The sequence below is a fragment of the Kitasatospora sp. NPDC085895 genome (assembly GCF_040702125.1).
Classification (GTDB): Bacteria; Actinomycetota; Actinomycetes; order Streptomycetales; family Streptomycetaceae; genus Kitasatospora; species Kitasatospora arboriphila.
The window spans coordinates 1-17,865 of record NZ_JBFBJY010000071.1 but is presented as its reverse complement, the minus strand read 5'-3'; the positions used below and the strand labels follow the sequence as shown (position 1 = coordinate 17,865).

Below are 17,865 nucleotides of genomic sequence, written 5' to 3'. Positions count from 1 at the left end.
CGTCCCATGCGTGCGAAGCTGCCCCTGAACAGCCCCCGTTGGCGTGAGCTCGACGGGGTGACCGCCGAGGACGTGCGGCAGGTCGTGGACGCGATCGGCACCCCCGGTGACGGGTGGCGGAAGGCCTGGCAGGGCCTGACCGACAGCCTGATGCGCGAGGACGTCGTCCTGGACGGCGCCTACGCGGCACTGCCGCATGTGGTGGCCGCAGCAGCGGAGTTGCCGCCCGAGCGGTTCACGGACCTCTGGACGGACCTGGGCCTGATGGTCACCGCGGCCGCCCGTCCCCCCGTCCCGGCGGACCTCCGGCCGGGCTTCGACGCCGCGCTCCGCGAGGCCGAACGGGCAGCCGTACGCGGCTTCCTCGCGGCCGGCACCCCCGCGGCGGGCTGCGCCGAACTGGCGCTGGCCTGCGTCGCCCTGGCCGGCCATCACACCGCCGAGGTGCTGTGGAGGTTCCTCGACCCCGAGGAGCCCTGCCTCGTGCTGGTCTGCCCCGACTGCGAGACCGACACCGAGTTCCCCGAGTTCCTCGTGGACCCGGTGCGGCCGCCCTTCGAGGCCCCGGCGCGGCCGGGCCCGGACCGTGAGCGGCCCGGCCCCGACCTGGTCCGCGAGGGCGAGCACCCCTGGGGCGAGGTCGCCGCCGTCCTGCGGGAGGACGCGCTGGGCGAGGGATGGGAGCCCTTCCTGCGGGCGGCGGGTACGGTCGCCGCCGCCGGCGTGCCGCGCGGAACACCGGGGCCGGACGTGCTGTGCCTGGTCGCCGCCATGGTCGCGGTCAAGGGCACGCCGGGGTGGGCCGGAGCCCGATGGGCCAGGACGCTGATGCTGCTGACCGGTTACGTCCGCTGCCCCGACTGCGAGCAGACCTGGACGACCGCCGACTGCCTGGCGCCGCATCCCGACGGGGCACGCCCGCAGAACCACGGCCGCCAGGCATGGCCACCCACCGAGGACGAGGGCGGGGGCGGGGCTGGGGCCGAGGCCGCCGGACGAACCGGACTCCGGCGCGACGGGGATCGGCTGCTCGCGTCCGACGGCACACTCCGCGGCCGCGTCGAGGCGTTCGCCTCCCCCGAGCCCGGCACGCGCGCCGGCGTCAAGGCCCTGGCGGTCGTGGTGCGGCCCGGCCTGCCCACGTTGGTCGCCGGCGGCGGGGACAGCGGCGTGCTCTGCCTCTGGGACCCGGCCGACGGCCGGCTGCGCCACGGCCCGCTGCCCGGTCACCCGGATCCCGTCCGCTCGCTGACGGTCCTTCCGCTGCCCGACGGTGACGTCCTCCTGGTGAGCGGCGGGGACGCCGGTACGGTCGGCGTCCGGAACGCGGCCACCGGGCAGTCGGTCCGGGAACCGGTCGGCAACTGGCTAGGGGCGGTGATCGGAATGTGCGCCGCGTCCCTGCCGGACGGCCGGACGCTCCTCGTCACGGCGACCGACCGGGGCGCGGTACGGCTGCGCGATCCGCTGACGGGTGACCCCCTCGGACGTCTCAACCCCCGGGGTCGCCGGATCACTTCGATCGCCGCCGTCCCGATCGCCGCCGACCACACGCTGATCGCGGCCGCGGACGCCCAGGGCGACGTCCACCTGTGGGATCCGACCGTCGACGATCCCTGGGACCGCGGCGCGGCGGTGCCGCCGGACGAGCGGGTGCGCGGCGACCTCCGCCACCGCGTGACCGTGGTCGCGGCGGTGCCCGTGCACGGTCGTACCCTGCTGGCCACCGGGGACCGCAACGGCGCTGTCGTGCTCTGGGACCCGGCGACCGGCCTCCCGGTCGGCGACGGCCTGCCCCCGGACACCGGCGGCTCCCCGCTGACGGCCCTGACCGCCCTCGCACTCCCCGGTCGGCCCGGCCTCGTCCTCACCGGCAGCGGGCAGGGGCGGAGCCTGCGCCTGTGGGAGCCGGAGACCGGCACCGTCCGGCGCATCCAGCTGGACGTGGCGGTCACCTGCCTGGCCGCGGCCGGGTCCGGCACCGGTGTCGAGGTCCTCGTCGGCCACGACCGAGGAGTCCTCGGGCTCTCGGTGACCGCCTAGGTGTGTTGTCCGGACAGGACGTTTCTTCGAAGGCGTACGGATGCCACACAGGTGCCCCCCCGCGCCCCTGAACCGACCAGCCGAGCGCTCTTTGAAGACGGTTCGTAGGCCCTCGCGGTCACGGCCCGACGCCACTGACCTGCCCGGTCGCCCGGCGGGTCGCTGCGGTCACTCCGGCGGGGCGCCGGGCGGGTCGTCGGCGGCTCGGAGGAGGTTCTGCTCAAGGCGTTCCAGGGTGTGCAGGGCCGCGGCGCGTTCGTCGTCGGTCAGGCCGGCCGCCACGAGGTCCTCCAGCCGGCTCCACGCCTCCTCGACCTCGCGGCGCAGGGCGTGGCTGGCCGCGGTGGGTTCGATGAGCGACGCCCGCTTGTCGGTGGGGGAGGGGCGGCGGCGGACGAAGCCGGCCTGTTCGAGTCGCTGGATGGTACGGGTCATGGTGGCGGCGTCGGAGTCGAGGAGGCGTACCAGGTCGGTCTGGCGCTGCGGGCCCAGCTCCCACAGGTGCATCATCACCAGTTCCTGGCCGGGGTGGAGGCCGATCCGGCGCAGCAGCTGACCGGCGAACATGCGGTGGAGCCGGGCGAGGCGGAAGATCGCGTGGCTGATCGGCCCGCCGCCCGCCGCGGCCGGCACCGGGACGCTGGCCTCCTGTGCCGTCCTGGTGGGTTCCCTGCCGGCCTGCGGGGCGGGCTCTGCCATCTCTTCCTCACTTTCCTGGGCGGACAGTCAATGCTACCCGCTGGGCGCCGGATCCCGTGGATCGGTACCACCTCCCTGTCTCGATTCCCCTGCTGGATGCCCATGATGGCCGGCATGGGAATGCTCCGCGGTATTTACTTGTTCGAGCAGGTAACTGCTACGGTGAGGGTGTCCGGGCCACCGCCCGCCACCGACCGCAAGGAAGAAGAGAGAGACCATGACCACCGCTTTCGATCCGATCGTCCTGGGCGGCCGCCGCCTCGCCAGCCGGCTCGTGATGGCGCCGATGACCCGCAGCCGCGCGTACGGGCCGGGCGCGGAGCCGACCGAGCTGATGGCGACGTACTACGCGCAGCGGGCCGGCGCCGGGCTGATCGTCACCGAGGGGATCCAGCCGTCGCCGGTCGGGCAGGGATACCCCGACACTCCCGGGCTGCACACGGCCGGGCAGGTGCAGGCCTGGCGGCGGGTGACCGACGCGGTGCACCGCGAGGGCGGCGTGATCTTCGCCCAGCTGATGCACACCGGCCGGATCGGGCACCCCGCCCTGCTGCCCGACGGCCTGGTGCCGGTCGCCCCGTCGGCGGTCCCCGCCCCCGGACAGGTGTTCACCCACGAGGGCCCGCAGGACTTCGTGACCCCGAAGGAGCTGACCGAGGCGGAGATCCACCGGACGATCGCCGACTTCGCCGCCGCGGCCCGGAACGCGATCGACGCGGGCTTCGACGGGGTGGAGATCCACGGCGCCAACGGCTACCTCGTCCACCAGTTCCTCGCGCCGAACACCAACCTGCGTACCGACGGCTGGGGCGGCGACGCCGAAGGCCGGACCCGCTTCGCCGTCGAGGTCGTCACCGCCGTCGCGGCAGCGATCGGCGGCGACCGGGTGGGCCTGCGGCTCTCGCCCGGCAACCCGTACAACGGCATCGCCGAGGACGACCCGCGCGAGGTCTACGAGGTGCTGCTGGAGCGGCTCGCCGGACTGGACCTGGCCTACCTGCACCTGCTGGAGGGCCCGGACCGCGACCTGACCGTGCGCCTGCGCAAGACCTGGCCCGGCACGTTCGTCCTCAACCCGTTCACCCACCCCGAGGCCACCGGCCCGGCCGCGCTGGAGCTGGTCGAGGACGGCACCGCGGACATGATCGCTTACGGGGCGCTGTTCCTGGCGAACCCCGACCTGCCGGCCCGCCTCGCCGCCGGCGGCCCGTTCAACACCCCGGACCCGGCCACCTTCTACGGCGGCGACCACCGCGGCTACACCGACTACCCCACCCTCTGACCCCTCTGCACCTGCTGCGCCCGCTGACCCATGCTCCGACCCGCCCCCGTCCGCCGCACCGCGGGCGGGCGGCGACCCCCTCCGTCCCCCCCCACCACTCCACGGGAGTTCCCGATGTCCACAGCGATCACCTTCTCCGAGTACGGCGCACCCGAGGTGCTGCGGCTGACGGAGGTCACCCCGCCGGAGCCCGGGCCCGGCCAGGTCCGGATCCGGGTCCGGGCCGCCTCGGTCAACCCGCTCGACCTGAAGATCCGGTCCGGTCTGCTGGCCGCCAAGGCGCCCGCCGACTTCCCGGTGGTGCCCGGACTGGACGCGGCCGGTGTCGTCGACGCCGTCGGCGAGGGCGCCACCGCCACCGAGGGCGACGAGGTCCTCGGCGCCACCGTGGGCGGCAGCTACGGCGAGTACGCGCTGCTGGAGCGGCCGGTGGCCAAGCCCGAAGCCCTGTCCTGGGAGGTTGCCGCCTCGCTGGTCACCGTCGGCCGGACGGCGCACCGGGTGCTGGAGCAGCTCGGCGTGCAGGAGGGGCGGACCCTGCTCGTCCACGGCGCCGCCGGCAGCGTCGGGATCATCGCGGTGCAACTGGCCGCCGCGCGCGGCATCACCGTCGTCGGCACCGCGGCCGAACGCGACCTGGAACGCGTCACCGCCCTGGGCGCCACCGCGGTCCGCTACGGCGAGGGCTGGGCGGAGCGGGTGAGGGCCGCGGCCCCGCAGGGCGTCGACTTCGTGTTCGACGCCTCCGGCGCGGGCGTGCTGGCCGACTCCGTCGCCCTGACCGGGGACGCGGGCAGGGTCATCACCATCGCCGACCTGTCCGCCGCCGAGCACGGCGTCCGCTTCAGCGCAGGCACCTCGGACGGGGCCGGCGAACCGCTGCCGGAACTGGTGCGCCTGACCGCAGCCGGGAAGCTCGCCGTGCCGATCTGGCGCACCTACCCGCTGGCGGAGGCGGCCCGCGCCCACACCGACCTGGAGGCCCACCGCAACCGGGGCAAGGCCCTCCTGATGCCCTGACCCCGCGGGCCGGTGCCGGTCAGTGGTTCAGTCGTTCAGTGGTCCGACCGCAGGTGCGCCAGGAGGCCGTGCAGGGGCGCCGGTACGTGGTCGAGGTCGAGGGCTTCGACCAGGAGGTGGCCGTAGCGGATCTTCCGGCCCTTCTTCGTGCCGAGGAAGCGCCGCATCTGCTGGTGCGGGAGCCGCCCGTGCTGGGCGGGCTGGCGCACGAAGGTCCGCCAGGCCGGGAGGTCGCCCTCGGCCCGGACGATCTCCTCGACCCGTGCTACGCCCAGCGCACGGACGAGCTCGTCCTCCAGGTCCGCCGTACAGGTGAAGAACCCGCGGCGCGGCGCACCGGCCCGGTCGAGGCCGCGGTCGTAGAACCGCTGCTCGCCCACGTCGCACAGCCCGGCGAGGCGCAGGCCCAGACCGGGCGGCCCGAGGAGGCCGGCGTAGCGGCCCACGTTCATCGCGCCGCCCATGGGGATGACGCACACGCCCTCGGCGGACAGGTCCCGGCCGTGGCGGGCGGCCAGCGTCTCCACGGCCGCACCGTCGCTCGGCCCTTCCACCAGCACCGCGGTCCGCACGCCCGACCGCACGGCCAGTTCGCCCGCCGGGCCGCCGGGACCGCCCGCCGCCCAGTCGGTGACCGCATCCCGGAACGCCCGCATGTCCGCCATGGGACGATCCTGCTCCTGCCCGGGCAGGCACCGCACCGGATTTTCCGGTCGGCCGGCCGGTCCGGATTTTCGGTGGGTCGGGTTTCGGGCGCGCCTCCCCGCCGAGTCCGGTCGTCGGTCCTATCGTCGTGGGTGTGAGGAGGCCCGGTCCGCCGGTCCGCCTCCCCCGTACCCGGCCCGGCCGCCCTCCCCCCTGGCGGTCGGGCCGTGTCATGCCGGTACGCGGCCCGAAGACGCGATCGTCGGTCACCCCGGGCCCCGGCCCCGTGCGCCGGCGGCCTCGCAGTCGTCCGTGCCGTGCCGCCACCCCGCGGAGCCCGGACGGGGGAGGATGCCCGCATGGCAGACGACGCGGCCCGGCACCTCCTCGACCGTTTCGTGGGCCTGCTCCGGCCGATGCCCTCGCTGGTCTCCGTCTGGGCGCACGGCTCGCTCGCCGCGGGCGACCACCGACCGGGCCGCAGCGACCTCGACCTGATCGCCGTGCTGGAGCAGCCCTGCACCCCGCAGCAGCAGGCGCACCTCGTCCGGATCCACGAGGCGCTGGCCGCCGAGTTCCCCTCGGCGGCCGAGCTGCACTGCAGCTACGTCGCGGCCGACGGCTGGGACGACCATGCGGCGCCGCACCTCACCTGGGCCCACGGGGAGTTGATGCACCGCCCGGTCACGGCAGTGACCCGCTGCGAACTGCACCGGTTCGGGACGGTCCTGCACGGACCCCCGCCGACGGACCTCGCGCCCCGGGTCACCGACCGGCAACTCGCCGACTTCGTCGCCGACGACCTGAGGACCTACCGGCGTCCCGCCCTCGACCACCCCGACCGGTGGCGCCGGGACATCTGGGTCGACCTCGGCCTGCTCACCCCGGCCCGGGCGGCGACGACCCTCGGCAGCGGCCGCCTCATCACCAAGTCCGAGGCGCTCGCCGTCCTGACCGGCCTCGGCGCCCCCGCCGAGCTGGTGCACGACATCGGACGGCGCCGCCACGGCCGGCCGGCTCCCGCCACAGCCGGGTGGATCGAGCGGCGGTCGTACCTCGCACGCGCATTCCTCGGGCAGGCCATCGACGAGGTGCTCGCCAACCACCGCCCGTAGCACCCGGGCCGAGTCACCGGGGCGGATCGCTTCGCCCCGGCCGCCCGAACCCGGTGTGCCGGACACGCTGTCAGGAGCCGTGAAGCCGCGCCTGCGCCGCGCGCTGCCCGAGAGGATCCGCAGGGGAGGGCCTACTGTGGCCGGTATGACCAGCGATGACGGCCGGGCGATCGACCTCACCCCTGCGGCGCGGCAGCTCGCCGACCGCTACCAGAGGCTTCTGGAGCTCATCGAGCGGTGCGGGCGGTCGATGGAGGTCGGCGACTGGGTGGTCCTCGCGGACGAGGCCGGCGACCTTTCGGCGACGGCGGACGAAGTGGCGTCCGCGGCCGAGGCCCTGACGCGGGACGAGGTCGTCACCCGGCCGGTCGACGTCCTCGCGATGGTGGAGCGGCTGTCCCGACCGCCCGAGTGACCGGGGATCCGCGGAAGTCGACGGCCGCTTGACCCTGACACCGGTGGCAGGGTCGCAGGATGGCTGGCATGGACACCAGCGCATCGCAGCGACCTCCCCGCATCGTCGCCGTCACCGGAGCCGGCACCGGTATCGGCCGGGCCACCGCCAGGGCCTTCGCCGCCGAGGGCGCCCACGTGGTCGCGATCGGCCGCCGGACCGGGCCGCTGGCGGAGACCGCCGACGGGTTCCCGGGCATCACCCCGCTCGTGGCCGACATCACGGCGGAGGGTGCTGCCGAGCGGATCGTCCGGGAGGTGAGGGAACGTCACGGCCGCCTCGACGTCCTGGTCAACAACGCCGGCATCGTCCGCAGCGGCGCCCTCGGTTCGATCCGTCCGGACGCGGTCGCGGACCAGCTCGCCGTCAATCTGGTCGCTCCCGTCCTGCTCACCCAGGAGGCGCTGCCGCTGCTGGAGCGGGCCCGCGGAGTGGTCGTCAACATCAGTACGGCGGTGGGGCAGCGGGCCTGGCCCGGCAGCTCGGTCTACGCCGCGACCAAGGCGGCGCTGGAGACGCTCACCCGCAGTTGGGCGGTGGAGCTGGCGCCGCGCGGGGTGCGGGTGGTGGCGGTCGCGCCCGGCGCCGTCGACACGCCGATCGGCGAGCACCAGGGGCTGACCCCGGAACGCCGGGCCGCCGTCCGTGCGTGGCAGCTGGCGCACACCCCGCTGGCGAGGGTCGGCGAGCCGGGGGAGGTGGCCTGGGCGATCACCCGGCTCGCCTCGGCCGGGGCCTCGTTCGTCACCGGCGTGGTGCTTCCGGTGGACGGCGGCGCGCTGGTGGCGTGACAGGATCGCCCGCGGGCGGCGCAGGGCGGGGCAGGGGGCGGTGGGAGTGAAGATCGGTGAACTGGCGGCGGAGACCGGGGCGAGCGTCCGGTCGCTGCGGCACTACGAGCAGGCCGGGCTGATCACCTCGGAGCGGGCGTCCAACGGCTACCGCCGTTTCGGCCCGGGGTCGGTGGTCCGGGTCCGCAACATCCGGCTGCTGCTGGCCGCCGGGCTGACCCTCGACGACGTCCGGGTGTTCCTGCCCTGCCTGGACGGCGACCTCGGTGCGACCGCGCCCTCGGACGGGGGCCTACGGATCGCCCGGGCCCGGCTGGCCGTCCTCGACGAGCGGATCGCCGCCCAGACCGCCGTCCGCGACCGGCTGGCACATGCTCTCCGGCTCGCGACCGGCAGCTGACCGGTGGAGTCGTGTCCTCGGGTCCGCCCCTCGCCGCGCGGTCCGGCAAAACAGTAGCCATGGACATAATATCCATGTACTCTTTCAGGTATGAGCAAGGGTTCACCCGGTCCCACACCCGGCTTCCTGGTCTGGCGGCTCGCCAACAAGTGGCGCGTCGCGGTCGACCGCGCAGTGGCCCCGCTGGGCCTCACCCACGCGCAGTACTCGCTGGTCGCGTCGCTGTACGGCATGCAGCGCGCCGGCGAGCGGCCCAGTCAGCGCAGACTCGCCGACCACACCGGCCTGGAAGCCCTGTACGTCTCGAAACTGGCGCGCGCCCTGGAGTCGGCCGGGCACGTCGAGCGCACCCGTGACCCCCGCGACCCGCGTGCCGTGCAGCTCCGCCTCACCGAGCAGGGCGAAGCCGTCACCCGGCAGGCCGTCGCGGTGGTCCAGGACCTGCACCGGCAGTTGCTGGAACCGCTCGGCGGCCTCGACGCCCCGCGCACCAGCGCGTTCACGGACGAGCTGGTGCTCCTGCTCGACACGCCCCTCGCTCCGTCCGCACCGAACACCGAGAACTCCCGGAACACCGAGAACTCCCAGGGGGAAACACCATGACCACCGACGCCACCACCACGCCCGCGCCCCAGGCCGACGCCCGCGCCCTCGGCCTGGCCCACTACGCCGCCCGCGGAGTCCTGGAGAACGTCCTGGCCCGGCACGGCTGCACCTTCGAGCAGCAGGTCGCCCTGCGCGCCGCCGTCACCGCCGAGGAGCCGCCGACGGCCGACGGGCTCCTCGCCCAGGTGGCGGCCTCGCTCAAGGCCGACCCGGCCGTCGTTCGCGCCGCGCTCGACGACCTGCTGGTCGGACAGTTGCTCGTCCGGGACGGCGAGCACCTCCGCCCCACGGAGGCCGGCCGCGCACTGCTCGCCGCCGTCGGGGCGGAGACCGCCCCGATCACCGCCCGCATCTGGGGCGACATCCCCGCCGACGACCTGGCCGCCGCCGGCCGCGTGCTCGCCCTGGTCGCCGAGCGCGCCAACGCGGAGCTGGCCGCGCTCACGGCCTGAGCCCGTGGCCCGCCGTACCTGCCGTACCTGCCGTGTCGAGCTGATCGGGCGTCACCGTTCCGCCCGGACGGGCATCGGGAGCGTTTCGGGGCTCTCGCCGGGCTGCGCCGTTGCCTGCGCGGGTGGGCGGTGGCGGGCCGGGCCCGGCCGTGGCCGGGCGGGTCAGTAGGACTGCAGCTCGACGAGGGTGCCCTCGGGGTCGCGGAGGTGGGCGGTGCGCAGGCCCGGACCCCACTGCGGGCGGTCGGTGGGGGCGGCGACCGGCTCGGCGCCGTGCCGCAGGCAGAGGGCGTACCCGGCGTCGACGTCGCCGACCCGGCACACGAACATCACGCCACCGCCGCCGTCACCGCCGTCGCTGCCGCCGCCGAGGGCCGGTCCGGTGCCGGAGGGGTCGGTGCCGAGTGCGGCGGCCAGTGCGGCACGGTCGAACAGGGCCAGCACCCCCTGCCCGGCCACGTCCCAACTGGCGTAGGGGCCTTCGGCGTTCCCCCGGGCCAGTTCGGCGCCGGCGAGCTCGGGCAGGACCGCCCGGTAGAAGCGGAAGGTCTCGGCGAACCGGTCGACCAGCAGGCGGGGGTGCAGCGCGTCCACGAAGGCTCCTCGAAATAGTGGGTCTACACCCACTATAGGTCCTGACCTAGAATTGGGTCGTGAACGAGCCCACCGCCGTCCCGCCGAGCCTGCTGGACCTCAGCACCTACCTGCTGTCCCGCACCGGCAAGGCCGCCCGGACCCGACTCGCCGAGCGGCTCGCCCGCCGCGGACTGCGGCTGTGGCACCTGGCCGTGCTCGCGGCGCTCGCCGACTTCGGCCCGCACGCACAGCGCGACCTTTCGGTGCGGCTGTCCGTCGACCCCAGCGACATCGCCAAGGTCGTCGACGAACTCGCCGCGGCCGGCTGGGTGGACCGCTCCCGCGACCCCGCCGACCGCCGCCGCATCCGGGTCACCGTCACCGACCCCGGACGGACGGCCCTGCGCGAACTGCAGGCCGAGGCCGAGGCCGTCCAGGCGGAACTCCTCGCCCCGCTCTCCGCCGCCGAGCGCACCCGACTCCACGGCCTGCTCAGGCGGCTCTTCGACGGAGACCCCGGTACTCCGCAGGACTGACGCCCCGGCAGGGCTCAGTGGCCGGGGCGGCCGGGTGGGTGGAAGCAGGCGGTGACGGTCTTGCCCCGGGCGTCGGGGCGGCTCTGCCATTCGTCGGCGAGGGCGTCGACCAGGCGCATGCCGCGGCCGGAGGTGGCCTCGGGCCCGGCCTCGCGCGGGCGCGGGAGCTGCGGCGAGTCGTCGTGGACGCTGACGTAGAGGCAGGAGCCGTCCCAGGTGAGGACGAGATCGGCGTCGCTGCGGGCGTGGATGTGGGCGTTGGTGATGAGCTCCGACACGGTGAGCACGACGGCATCGGCGGTCTCGGGTGCGTGCACCGTCCAGCCGAGCGCGTCGAGGTGACGGCGCGCCCAGGCACGGCCGGCCCGGACGCCGCTCGACACGGGCAGGGTGCGTGCCCAGCCCATCGCCCTCAGCGCGTTGTCACGGTGGTCCATCTCGGGCCTCCCCTCGTGGCCTCTTCCTGTGGCCCGGCTGCCCCGCTTTCCCCGCCGCACACCCCCCCGCGCCCGCGCCGGACCGCACGGCTGAACAACCCGCGCCTCGACGAGGCCGACAGCGAGCTCCGGGAACTCGACGGCTGCTCCGCCCCTGACGCCGGCCGGCGGACGGCCCGGACACCGCCGCCGCCCGGGTGCGCCGTCCGCACGCACGCGGGCCGGGCCGCCGCCGACGTGCGCGGTGGCCCGGCCCGCTGCGGGTCCGGTCGGACGGGTCCGGTCAGACCGGACCGCCGTAGTAGGTGCCGTAGTAGGCGGAGTACGCCTCCCGGTAGTCGTCGTCCGCCGGGTCGTGCCGGTCCGGGTCGTACTCGGGGCTGTTCTTGATCTCGTCCTTGGTGCGGTCGAGGTAGACCTTCTTCTCCTCCTGCTCGACGCGCACCACGGTGCCCGCCGGGAGCAGCACGTGCTTGCCGAAGATCCACGGCCCGGTGTCGACGACCAGGTACTGGGAGTCCGTCCGCTCGGACAGCTCGTCGACCTTGCCGATGGGTCCGTCGGTGGCCTCGACGTGGAAGCCGACCAGGTCGCTCCCGGCGACGTGGCCGGACGTCGTGCGGAAGTCCCAGATCACGATGTCGCTCATCGCGCCCTCCTTCGTGTCGCGGGTGCCGGGCGGGCCGTTCCCGCCCCGGCGCGTCCCCCGACGGACCGGCTGCCCCGGAAGCGGCCCGCCACACGTCCTGACTTCGCGGCGCCGTGACACCCCGGGCGGGGTCCGAGGCGTCTGTAGGGGTACACGACCGACTCATCGAACGGGGAACGGAACATGCGACGTTGGACGGCACTGCCGGTGGCACTCGCGCTGGTGGGACTCGGATCGGCGGTGATGCCGGCCGCCGCCGCGACGGGGACGGCGACGGCCGCCGTGCAGTGCGACTCGGGCTGGGGCAGCCTCGACAAGGCCGGTCGGGCCGGGACGGACGCCTACCGGTACATGACCGGCATCAGGACGGGCACGCACCCCTGCTTCGACCGCATGGTCGTGGACGTGCCCGGTTCGTCGCCCGCCGACCCGGTGGCGTACCGGATCGACTACCGGGACTCGCCGATCGGCACCACCACCGACGACCGGCTGATCCCGGTCGCCGGTGGCAAGGTCCTGAACATCGTCATCGGCGCGCACACCACCGACGCCGACTGGAACACGACCTACCCGCTGCGCACGGGGGAGAAGCTGCCCGGGCTCGACTTCACGGGCTACCCCACCTTCGTCGAGGCCCGGGGCGGCGGCTCGCACGCGGGTGAGACGCAGATCGGGCTCGGCGTCCGGGCGCGGCTGCCGTACCGCGTCCTCCAGCTCGACGGCCGGCTGGTGATCGACGTGGCGCACAGCTGGGGCGCCACGGGCTGATCCGCGGGCGCGCGCCCCCGTACCGGCGCCGGCCGGTACGGGGGCGCGGTGCCCCGGCCGTCCGGTCCGGAACCGCGGACGCGCCGGGCGCGTCGCGAACCACAGGGCGAACTCGGGGGTGGCACGGAAGCGGTGAAGGCCCGTCGGCCGGCCAGCGGCTGCGGCTGGGCGGCGCCGTGGGTCCTCGCGGCCTTCGTGCTCGCCACCGGGGGCGTCCTCCACGGCGCCGGTCGGGTGACGGAGACCTGGTACCGGTGCCTCACCCAGGACCACGAACCCGACCCCCGGACGGCCGCGGCCACCCGCTCCGTGTGGGCCGTCGTGTTCGTCGTCCTGCTGCTGCTCGGCGCGGTGCTCTCCCCGCTGCCGCGCAGCCCGGTGGTACCTGCTGCCCGTCCTGGCCGTCACCGCCGCGGTGCTGACCGGGCTCCACGTGACCGGAACGGGCGCCCCCGCGCCGCCCCGTCCGGGCACGCCGCCCGAAGCCGCCTGCCGGAGCCTGCCGAGCTTCCCCTTCACCGGCTGACCCGCCGCCGGCTGCTCCGTCGCCGATCCCGGCCGGTCCCGACCGGGCTGCGCCGGGCTACGGCCGGGCCGTGCGGCGGTCGAGGCGGACGGTCATCTCGACGCTCACCTCGTCCCCGGCGGAGAGGGCCCCCGACGTGTGCACGGCGGCCTTGAGCGGGAGCAGGTAGCCGCCGTCCTTCGGGAAGAGCGAGGTGGCGAACGCGACGCCGCCGATCCGGGCGTCGACGGGGACGACGCCCCAGCCGTAGGTGGCCTGCGCGGCGACCTCGCGGACGTCGGCGGACTGCTCCTCCGGCACGGGCACGAAGTAGAACGGCGAGGGCCCGCGCCACTCGATGACGCGGCCGGCGAAGACGAGGTCCATGGAGCGGGTCCGTTCCTGACGGGAAGTCTGCGGTCCGCAGCGTAGCGGCAGCCTCCGACAGGGAGGACACGGCGGAGACCGCCGTTGTCCGCGAACGTGTTCGACCGTAGCGTTCCTCCCGCCCGCCGGCCCCCGGCGGCCGGCGGACGCGGAGGGCACGGGTGGACGGGCGGACGCGCAGGCCGGAGACGGCGGGGATCCACAATCCGGTGCTGCCCGGCTCGCACCCGGACCCGTCGATCCTGCGCGTCGGCGAGGACCACCACCTCGCCACCCCCACCTTCGAGTGGTACCCCGGCGTGCGGCTGCACCACTCGCGGGACCTGGTCCACCGGAGCCCCGGCCACGGCGGCAGCGCCGGACTCGAGGCCACCCGCTACGACCGCGCCGGACGCCGCCTCGTCGGCGAACCGGTCCCGCTCCTGCTCCCGCCCCGGGCCGGCTGGATCGAAGGCCCCAGCCTCCACCGCCGCGGCGACCGGTACTACCTGATCACCGCGGACGACGGCACCGGCTACGGCCACCAGGTCACCGTCGCCCGCTCCCGCACGCTCGCCGGCCCCTACGAGCCCGACCCGGCCGGCCCGCTGCTCACCTCCCGCGACCACCCCGACCTGCCCCTGCAGAAGGCCGGTCACGGCAGCCTCGTCGACACCCCCGACGGCTCGACCTACCTCGCGTACCTGGTCGCCCGGCCCGAAGGCCGGCACGGCCCGTGCATCCTCGGCCGGGAGACCGCCCTCGCTCCCGTCCACTGGACCGACGACGGCTGGCCGCGCACCCGCACCGGCCTCCCGGAGGCCGCGGTCGCGGCACCGCCGGCCCGCCCGCCCCGCACCCCCACCCGCCGGCCGACCCGCCGCCCGGCCCGGCTGCCCGGCCCGGCCGCCCGGCCCGGAGACCCCTGCTCGGGCCGGAGTGGTCCACCCTGCACCGCCCGGCCGCACCCGACTGGATCTCCGCGACCGAACGCCCCGGCGGCCTCCGGCTGCGCGGCGACCGCTCCCCGCAGAGCCTCACCGGAGCCTCCCCGGCCGCGCGCCGCGCGACCGCCCGGCACTGCACCTTCGAGGCCGCCGTCGACTTCGCCCCCCACCGGCTTCCAGCACCTGGCAGGCATCACCGCCTACGACAACACCCGCAACTGGTACTTCCTGCACCTGACCGCCGACCGCACCGGCCGCACCGGGCTGCGCCGGGCAGGCTGCGACCGCGGCGTGACCACCGTCGACGAGACCGGACAGCGGCCCCTCACCGCCGGCACCACCGTCCGGCTCGGCCTCGACCTCGACGGCCCGCAGCTGCGTTTGCGCTACGACCACGGCGACGGCCGGCAGTCCTTCGGCCCGCTGCTGGACGCCACCGTCCTCCCGGACGAACACGCCGAGGAACACGACGCCGGTGGCCGCCGCGCCCTCGGCTTCACCGGGGCCTTCCTCGGACTCTGGGCCCGGGACCTGACCGGCCGCGGCCACCACGCCGACTTCCACGACCCGCAGTACCGCACCCGCACCCGCTGGTCCCCGGCGCGGGCCCCGTCCGGACCCGCCGGACAATTCATGAGGGAGCGTCACGTTCTGTGCGAAGCCTGTCGGACGTCACCGTCCGTGCCTGTGAGCACGGTCCGTGGTCGGCGGTTCCGGACACCGTCCTTGCACCTCGGGCCCGTCGGCGCGGCTGTGCTCGCACCTGCCGGCCGATGCCCGGCTGTGGGCTCGTTCCTGCCCGCCGCCTGAGTCCCGGTCATGCTCAGTGGCCTCCCGGTGACAGGAAGTCGGCCCGCCGGACGGGGTGTTGCGCAGGCCGGTTCGCGCGGACACTGGAGTGGTGGGGGTGCGAACCGAGCACTGAGGAAGCCGCCCATGAACATCAGATCCGGCGCCACCGCGGCGCCCGCGGACCACCACGATCCGCGGGCAACCCGCACCGTCCGCGGGAGGCGACCGTCATGACCGTCAGATCCGCCCTGCAGCCGTTCGGGGCCCGCGCCGTCCGCCGCACGATCGTGGTCACCACCGCCCTGGTGACCGCCGCCGCGCTCGGCACCGCCGCTCCGTTCACCGCCAGGGCCGCCGCTCCAGCCCCGCAGGGCCAGGTGTACTCCTGGGTCAGCGACGGCTGGGGCGGCGGCACCGTCACCAGCCGACCCGCCGGCATCAACTGCCACCAGACCGTTGCCGACCCGTGGAACGGCGTCGGCCAGGAGAACCCGACCGGCACCTGCGCCGCCTCGTTCCCGGTCGGCACCACGGTCACCTTCACGGCCACCCCGGACCCCGGGTCGTACCTCAACGCCGGCCCCGACCCGGTCAGCCTGACCGTCCAGCCCGGTTACAACGCGGTGTGGGCGATGTTCTGCCCGAACGACGGCCTCTGCTCCGCAGGGTGACGCCGGACGAGAACCGTCGAATCGTCAACGACACCGCCAGGGGCAGGGCCTCCCGGCGGCTCGAAGGCCGACTGCGCCCTCGCGCGGTCCGGGAGGCCCTGCCGTCACGCCGCTACGCTCCCGCCGTCACCGGGCGTGCGAACCGGTGCGGGTCGGCCGGCCCGATGCGGGTCGGGCCGGTGCGCTCGGTGTCCGGACCGCCGAGGAGCTCCGGCCGTTGCGCGGCGCCGGCGGCGCCCGGTGCGTGGACGGTGAGTTCGAAGTCCCGGTGCGCCTTGGCGTCCAGGGCCAGCGGCAGGCGGACCCGCCCGTCCGCGACCAGGCGCCGCACCGCGCCGCGGCTCACACCGAGGCCGAGCATGAGCAGCCGTTCCACGCGCACCGGCACGGGCAGCTCGAAGCCGACCCGCACGGTGAGCGGCGTCGGGTCGTCGAGCGCGTGCAGGGGCGTGCGGATCTCCAGCGCCCAGGTTCCCGTCCAGTCGAGGCGGTAGGCGTTCTTCGCGGCGAGCGACGCACTCACCGTCAGCTCCCGCACCACGGCCGGGTCGTTGTTCTCGTACGCCACCAGCCGAGCGGGCTCCAGCGACGAGACGTGGACGCGTTCGTGGACGGGCACCTTCGAGGTCCGGTCGCAGGCCGCGCAGCCCAGGAGGAGCCAGACGTCGAGGAGTTTGCCGCTCGCGTTGACGCGGATCCGGCCCGTGGGGCGGTGCCGCGTGCCGGAGCAGTCCGGGCAGGGGCGCACGACCGTGGGCAGGGCGGACTGACGCACGGCCCACAGGGCCTTGCGGTCGGTATTCATGGCTGTGGTTGCTTTCAGGACTCGGCAGGAGCGCTCGCGGCCGGGCCGGGGCTCCTGGAACATGACGGATGCACACGAGGGCGCGAGTCGTCGCCTCGGGGCCGAATGGCCAGGCCCGGAGGTGGACCGCGCGACAGGTCGGTCGTTGCCGTGTGGCAGCCGTTACATGTACATGTGGGCGATCATGGCCGGGGTCGGGGCCCGCGGGCAAACCGTTTTCCCGCCGGGCGGCAGCCGCCTACGATGAGCCGCCGTGGTTGAACTCCATCCTCCGACCGGTCCCTACGACAGCGGCTTCCTCGACACCGGGGACGGCAACCGCATCTCCTACGAACAGCTCGGAAACCCCCGGGGCAAGCCGGCGTTGAACGTCCACGGCGGCCCGGGAGCGGGCGCGCCGCGGCGGCCGACGAGGGCCTGGGACCGGAGCGCTACCGCGTCGTCCGCTTCGACCAGTGCAACTGCGGCCGCAGTACGCCGCACGCCAGTGACCCTGCCGCGGACATGAGCCCGAGCACCACGCGGCACCTGATCGAGGACATCGAGCGGCTGCGCGAACACCTCGGCATCGACCGGTGGTTGCTGAACGGCGGCTCCTGGGGCGCCACCCTCGTCCTGGCGTACGCGCAGCAACACCCCGAGCGGTCACCGAGATCGTCGTCCCGGCGGTGATGACGAGCCGCCGCACCGAGATCGACTGGCTGTACCGCGGCGCCGGACGGTTCCACCCCGAGGCGTGGGACCGGGGCCGCGACGGCGTCCCCGAGGACGAGCGGGACAGCGATCTGCTCGCCTACGCCCGGTTGACGGAGCACCCGGACCGGGCGGTCCGGGCGAGGGCCGCCGCCGACCGGCTCGCCTGGGAGGACGCGGTCGTCTCGAACCAGCCCAACGGCGTGCCCGGCATGTACAGCGACCGGGAGGTCGACGCACGGATCGCCTTCGTGCGGATCTGCGCCCACTACTTCAGCAACGGCGCGTGGCTGGAGGAGGACCAACTGCTCCGCAACGCCCACCGCCTGGCCGGGATCCCCGGCGTACTCGTGCACGGACGGCACGACATGGGCTGTCCGGTGCAGACGGCGTGGGAACTGGCCGAGGCATGGCCGGACGCACGGCTCCACATCGTCGAGGACTCCGGGCACGCCGGGAGCGAGGCGATGCAGCGAGCCGTCCGCTCGGCCATCGAGGAGTTCAAGGACCGGTGACCCCCGGGGCCGGTCGGTGGGCAGGAATCCGTGGGGGGTTCCTTGGTGGAGTGCGACTCGTAGACGAGGTCGACGGCCATCCGGGTCGTCGGGGGAGT

Annotated in this window: 20 protein-coding genes and 3 pseudogenes; 16 read left to right on the top strand and 7 right to left on the bottom strand. The window is 75.0% G+C overall.

Annotation, left to right across the window (positions count from 1 at the left end; all coding sequences use genetic code 11):
* Positions 1 to 6 precede the first annotated feature (6 nt).
* A complete protein-coding gene (locus tag AB0442_RS32155; protein ID WP_366167135.1) occupies positions 7 to 2,043 on the top strand; it encodes a hypothetical protein in 2,037 nt (678 codons plus the stop codon).
* Positions 2,044 to 2,211: 168 nt separating this feature from the next.
* Here AB0442_RS32155 and AB0442_RS32150 read toward each other — a convergent pair whose 3' ends face one another.
* Entirely contained in the window at positions 2,212 to 2,742 is a 531-nt protein-coding gene (locus AB0442_RS32150) for a MarR family transcriptional regulator (protein ID WP_366167134.1), read from the bottom strand.
* Between the two features lie 217 nt (positions 2,743 to 2,959).
* On the opposite strand from AB0442_RS32150, the gene AB0442_RS32145 reads away from it, so the two are divergent.
* Together AB0442_RS32145 and AB0442_RS32140 are read left to right on the top strand one after the other, a co-directional pair.
* Complete coding sequence (locus AB0442_RS32145) at positions 2,960 to 4,024, top strand: alkene reductase (RefSeq protein WP_366167133.1); 1,065 nt, start codon at positions 2,960 to 2,962, stop codon at positions 4,022 to 4,024.
* 114 nt (positions 4,025 to 4,138) lie between these two features.
* Positions 4,139 to 5,044, top strand: coding sequence for an NADP-dependent oxidoreductase (locus AB0442_RS32140; RefSeq protein WP_366167132.1), 906 nt, complete (start codon positions 4,139 to 4,141; stop codon positions 5,042 to 5,044).
* Between the two features lie 35 nt (positions 5,045 to 5,079).
* Here the strand turns inward: AB0442_RS32140 and AB0442_RS32135 are convergent, their stop codons facing one another.
* Positions 5,080 to 5,709, bottom strand: coding sequence for a TOPRIM nucleotidyl transferase/hydrolase domain-containing protein (locus AB0442_RS32135; RefSeq protein WP_366167131.1), 630 nt, complete (start codon positions 5,707 to 5,709; stop codon positions 5,080 to 5,082).
* Positions 5,710 to 6,048: 339 nt separating this feature from the next.
* On the opposite strand from AB0442_RS32135, the gene AB0442_RS32130 reads away from it, so the two are divergent.
* The 6 genes from AB0442_RS32130 (at position 6,049) to AB0442_RS32105 (ending at position 9,507) form a co-directional block, all read left to right on the top strand.
* Positions 6,049 to 6,804 carry a nucleotidyltransferase domain-containing protein gene (locus AB0442_RS32130; RefSeq protein ID WP_366167130.1) on the top strand — a complete coding sequence of 252 codons (756 nt, stop codon included), beginning with the start codon at positions 6,049 to 6,051 and terminating at the stop codon, positions 6,802 to 6,804.
* Between the two features lie 145 nt (positions 6,805 to 6,949).
* Entirely contained in the window at positions 6,950 to 7,219 is a 270-nt protein-coding gene (locus AB0442_RS32125; protein WP_366167129.1) for a hypothetical protein, read from the top strand.
* A gap of 59 nt (positions 7,220 to 7,278) precedes the next feature.
* The gene (locus tag AB0442_RS32120) at positions 7,279 to 8,049 is read left to right on the top strand and encodes an SDR family oxidoreductase (protein ID WP_366167128.1); all 771 of its coding nucleotides are present in this window, start codon (positions 7,279 to 7,281) and stop codon (positions 8,047 to 8,049) included.
* A 46-nt stretch (positions 8,050 to 8,095) separates the two neighbouring features.
* Positions 8,096 to 8,449 (top strand): MerR family transcriptional regulator, encoded by a 354-nt coding sequence (locus AB0442_RS32115; RefSeq protein WP_366167159.1) that lies wholly within the window; start codon positions 8,096 to 8,098, stop codon positions 8,447 to 8,449.
* Positions 8,450 to 8,539: 90 nt separating this feature from the next.
* Complete coding sequence (locus tag AB0442_RS32110) at positions 8,540 to 9,052, top strand: MarR family transcriptional regulator (protein WP_366167127.1); 513 nt, start codon at positions 8,540 to 8,542, stop codon at positions 9,050 to 9,052.
* Positions 9,049 to 9,507 (top strand): MarR family transcriptional regulator, encoded by a 459-nt coding sequence (locus AB0442_RS32105; RefSeq protein WP_366167126.1) that lies wholly within the window; start codon positions 9,049 to 9,051, stop codon positions 9,505 to 9,507. Before AB0442_RS32110 ends, AB0442_RS32105 begins: the two co-directional genes overlap by 4 nt.
* A 162-nt stretch (positions 9,508 to 9,669) precedes the next feature.
* Here the strand turns inward: AB0442_RS32105 and AB0442_RS32100 are convergent, their stop codons facing one another.
* Entirely contained in the window at positions 9,670 to 10,101 is a 432-nt protein-coding gene (locus AB0442_RS32100) for a VOC family protein (protein WP_366167125.1), read from the bottom strand.
* Between the two features lie 59 nt (positions 10,102 to 10,160).
* On the opposite strand from AB0442_RS32100, the gene AB0442_RS32095 reads away from it, so the two are divergent.
* Positions 10,161 to 10,619, top strand: a complete 459-nt coding sequence (locus AB0442_RS32095) for a MarR family transcriptional regulator (protein ID WP_366167124.1) — start codon at positions 10,161 to 10,163, stop codon at positions 10,617 to 10,619.
* Between the two features lie 14 nt (positions 10,620 to 10,633).
* Here the strand turns inward: AB0442_RS32095 and AB0442_RS32090 are convergent, their stop codons facing one another.
* Positions 10,634 to 11,056, bottom strand: coding sequence for an ATP-binding protein (locus AB0442_RS32090; RefSeq protein WP_363548632.1), 423 nt, complete (start codon positions 11,054 to 11,056; stop codon positions 10,634 to 10,636).
* A gap of 283 nt (positions 11,057 to 11,339) precedes the next feature.
* Positions 11,340 to 11,705: a PRC-barrel domain-containing protein gene (locus AB0442_RS32085; RefSeq protein ID WP_366167123.1), complete on the bottom strand. Its 366-nt coding sequence runs from the start codon at positions 11,703 to 11,705 to the stop codon at positions 11,340 to 11,342.
* A gap of 183 nt (positions 11,706 to 11,888) precedes the next feature.
* On the opposite strand from AB0442_RS32085, the gene AB0442_RS32080 reads away from it, so the two are divergent.
* Entirely contained in the window at positions 11,889 to 12,473 is a 585-nt protein-coding gene (locus AB0442_RS32080; RefSeq protein ID WP_366167122.1) for a hypothetical protein, read from the top strand.
* A gap of 583 nt (positions 12,474 to 13,056) precedes the next feature.
* Here AB0442_RS32080 and AB0442_RS32075 read toward each other — a convergent pair.
* Positions 13,057 to 13,365 carry a DUF1905 domain-containing protein gene (locus AB0442_RS32075; protein ID WP_366167121.1) on the bottom strand — a complete coding sequence of 103 codons (309 nt, stop codon included), beginning with the start codon at positions 13,363 to 13,365 and terminating at the stop codon, positions 13,057 to 13,059.
* A gap of 161 nt (positions 13,366 to 13,526) precedes the next feature.
* Between AB0442_RS32075 and AB0442_RS32070 the strand changes: the two are divergent.
* From AB0442_RS32070 to AB0442_RS32055, 4 genes and pseudogenes are all read left to right on the top strand, one after another.
* Positions 13,527 to 14,129, top strand: a pseudogene (locus AB0442_RS32070) (family 43 glycosylhydrolase); the annotation flags it as partial.
* Positions 14,081 to 14,401 (top strand): annotated as a pseudogene (locus AB0442_RS32065) (hypothetical protein); the annotation flags it as partial. The pseudogenes AB0442_RS32070 and AB0442_RS32065, both read left to right, overlap by 49 nt.
* Positions 14,402 to 14,474: 73 nt before the next feature.
* Positions 14,475 to 15,101: a hypothetical protein gene (locus AB0442_RS32060; protein WP_366167158.1), complete on the top strand. Its 627-nt coding sequence runs from the start codon at positions 14,475 to 14,477 to the stop codon at positions 15,099 to 15,101.
* A 212-nt stretch (positions 15,102 to 15,313) separates the two neighbouring features.
* Entirely contained in the window at positions 15,314 to 15,754 is a 441-nt protein-coding gene (locus tag AB0442_RS32055) for a hypothetical protein (RefSeq protein WP_366167157.1), read from the top strand.
* A gap of 112 nt (positions 15,755 to 15,866) precedes the next feature.
* Here AB0442_RS32055 and AB0442_RS32050 read toward each other — a convergent pair whose 3' ends face one another.
* Complete coding sequence (locus AB0442_RS32050) at positions 15,867 to 16,559, bottom strand: DUF1062 domain-containing protein (RefSeq protein WP_366167120.1); 693 nt, start codon at positions 16,557 to 16,559, stop codon at positions 15,867 to 15,869.
* Positions 16,560 to 16,812: 253 nt separating this feature from the next.
* Here AB0442_RS32050 and pip point away from each other — a divergent pair.
* A pseudogene (gene pip / locus AB0442_RS32045) lies at positions 16,813 to 17,767 on the top strand (prolyl aminopeptidase).
* Positions 17,768 to 17,865: the final 98 nt, after the last annotated feature.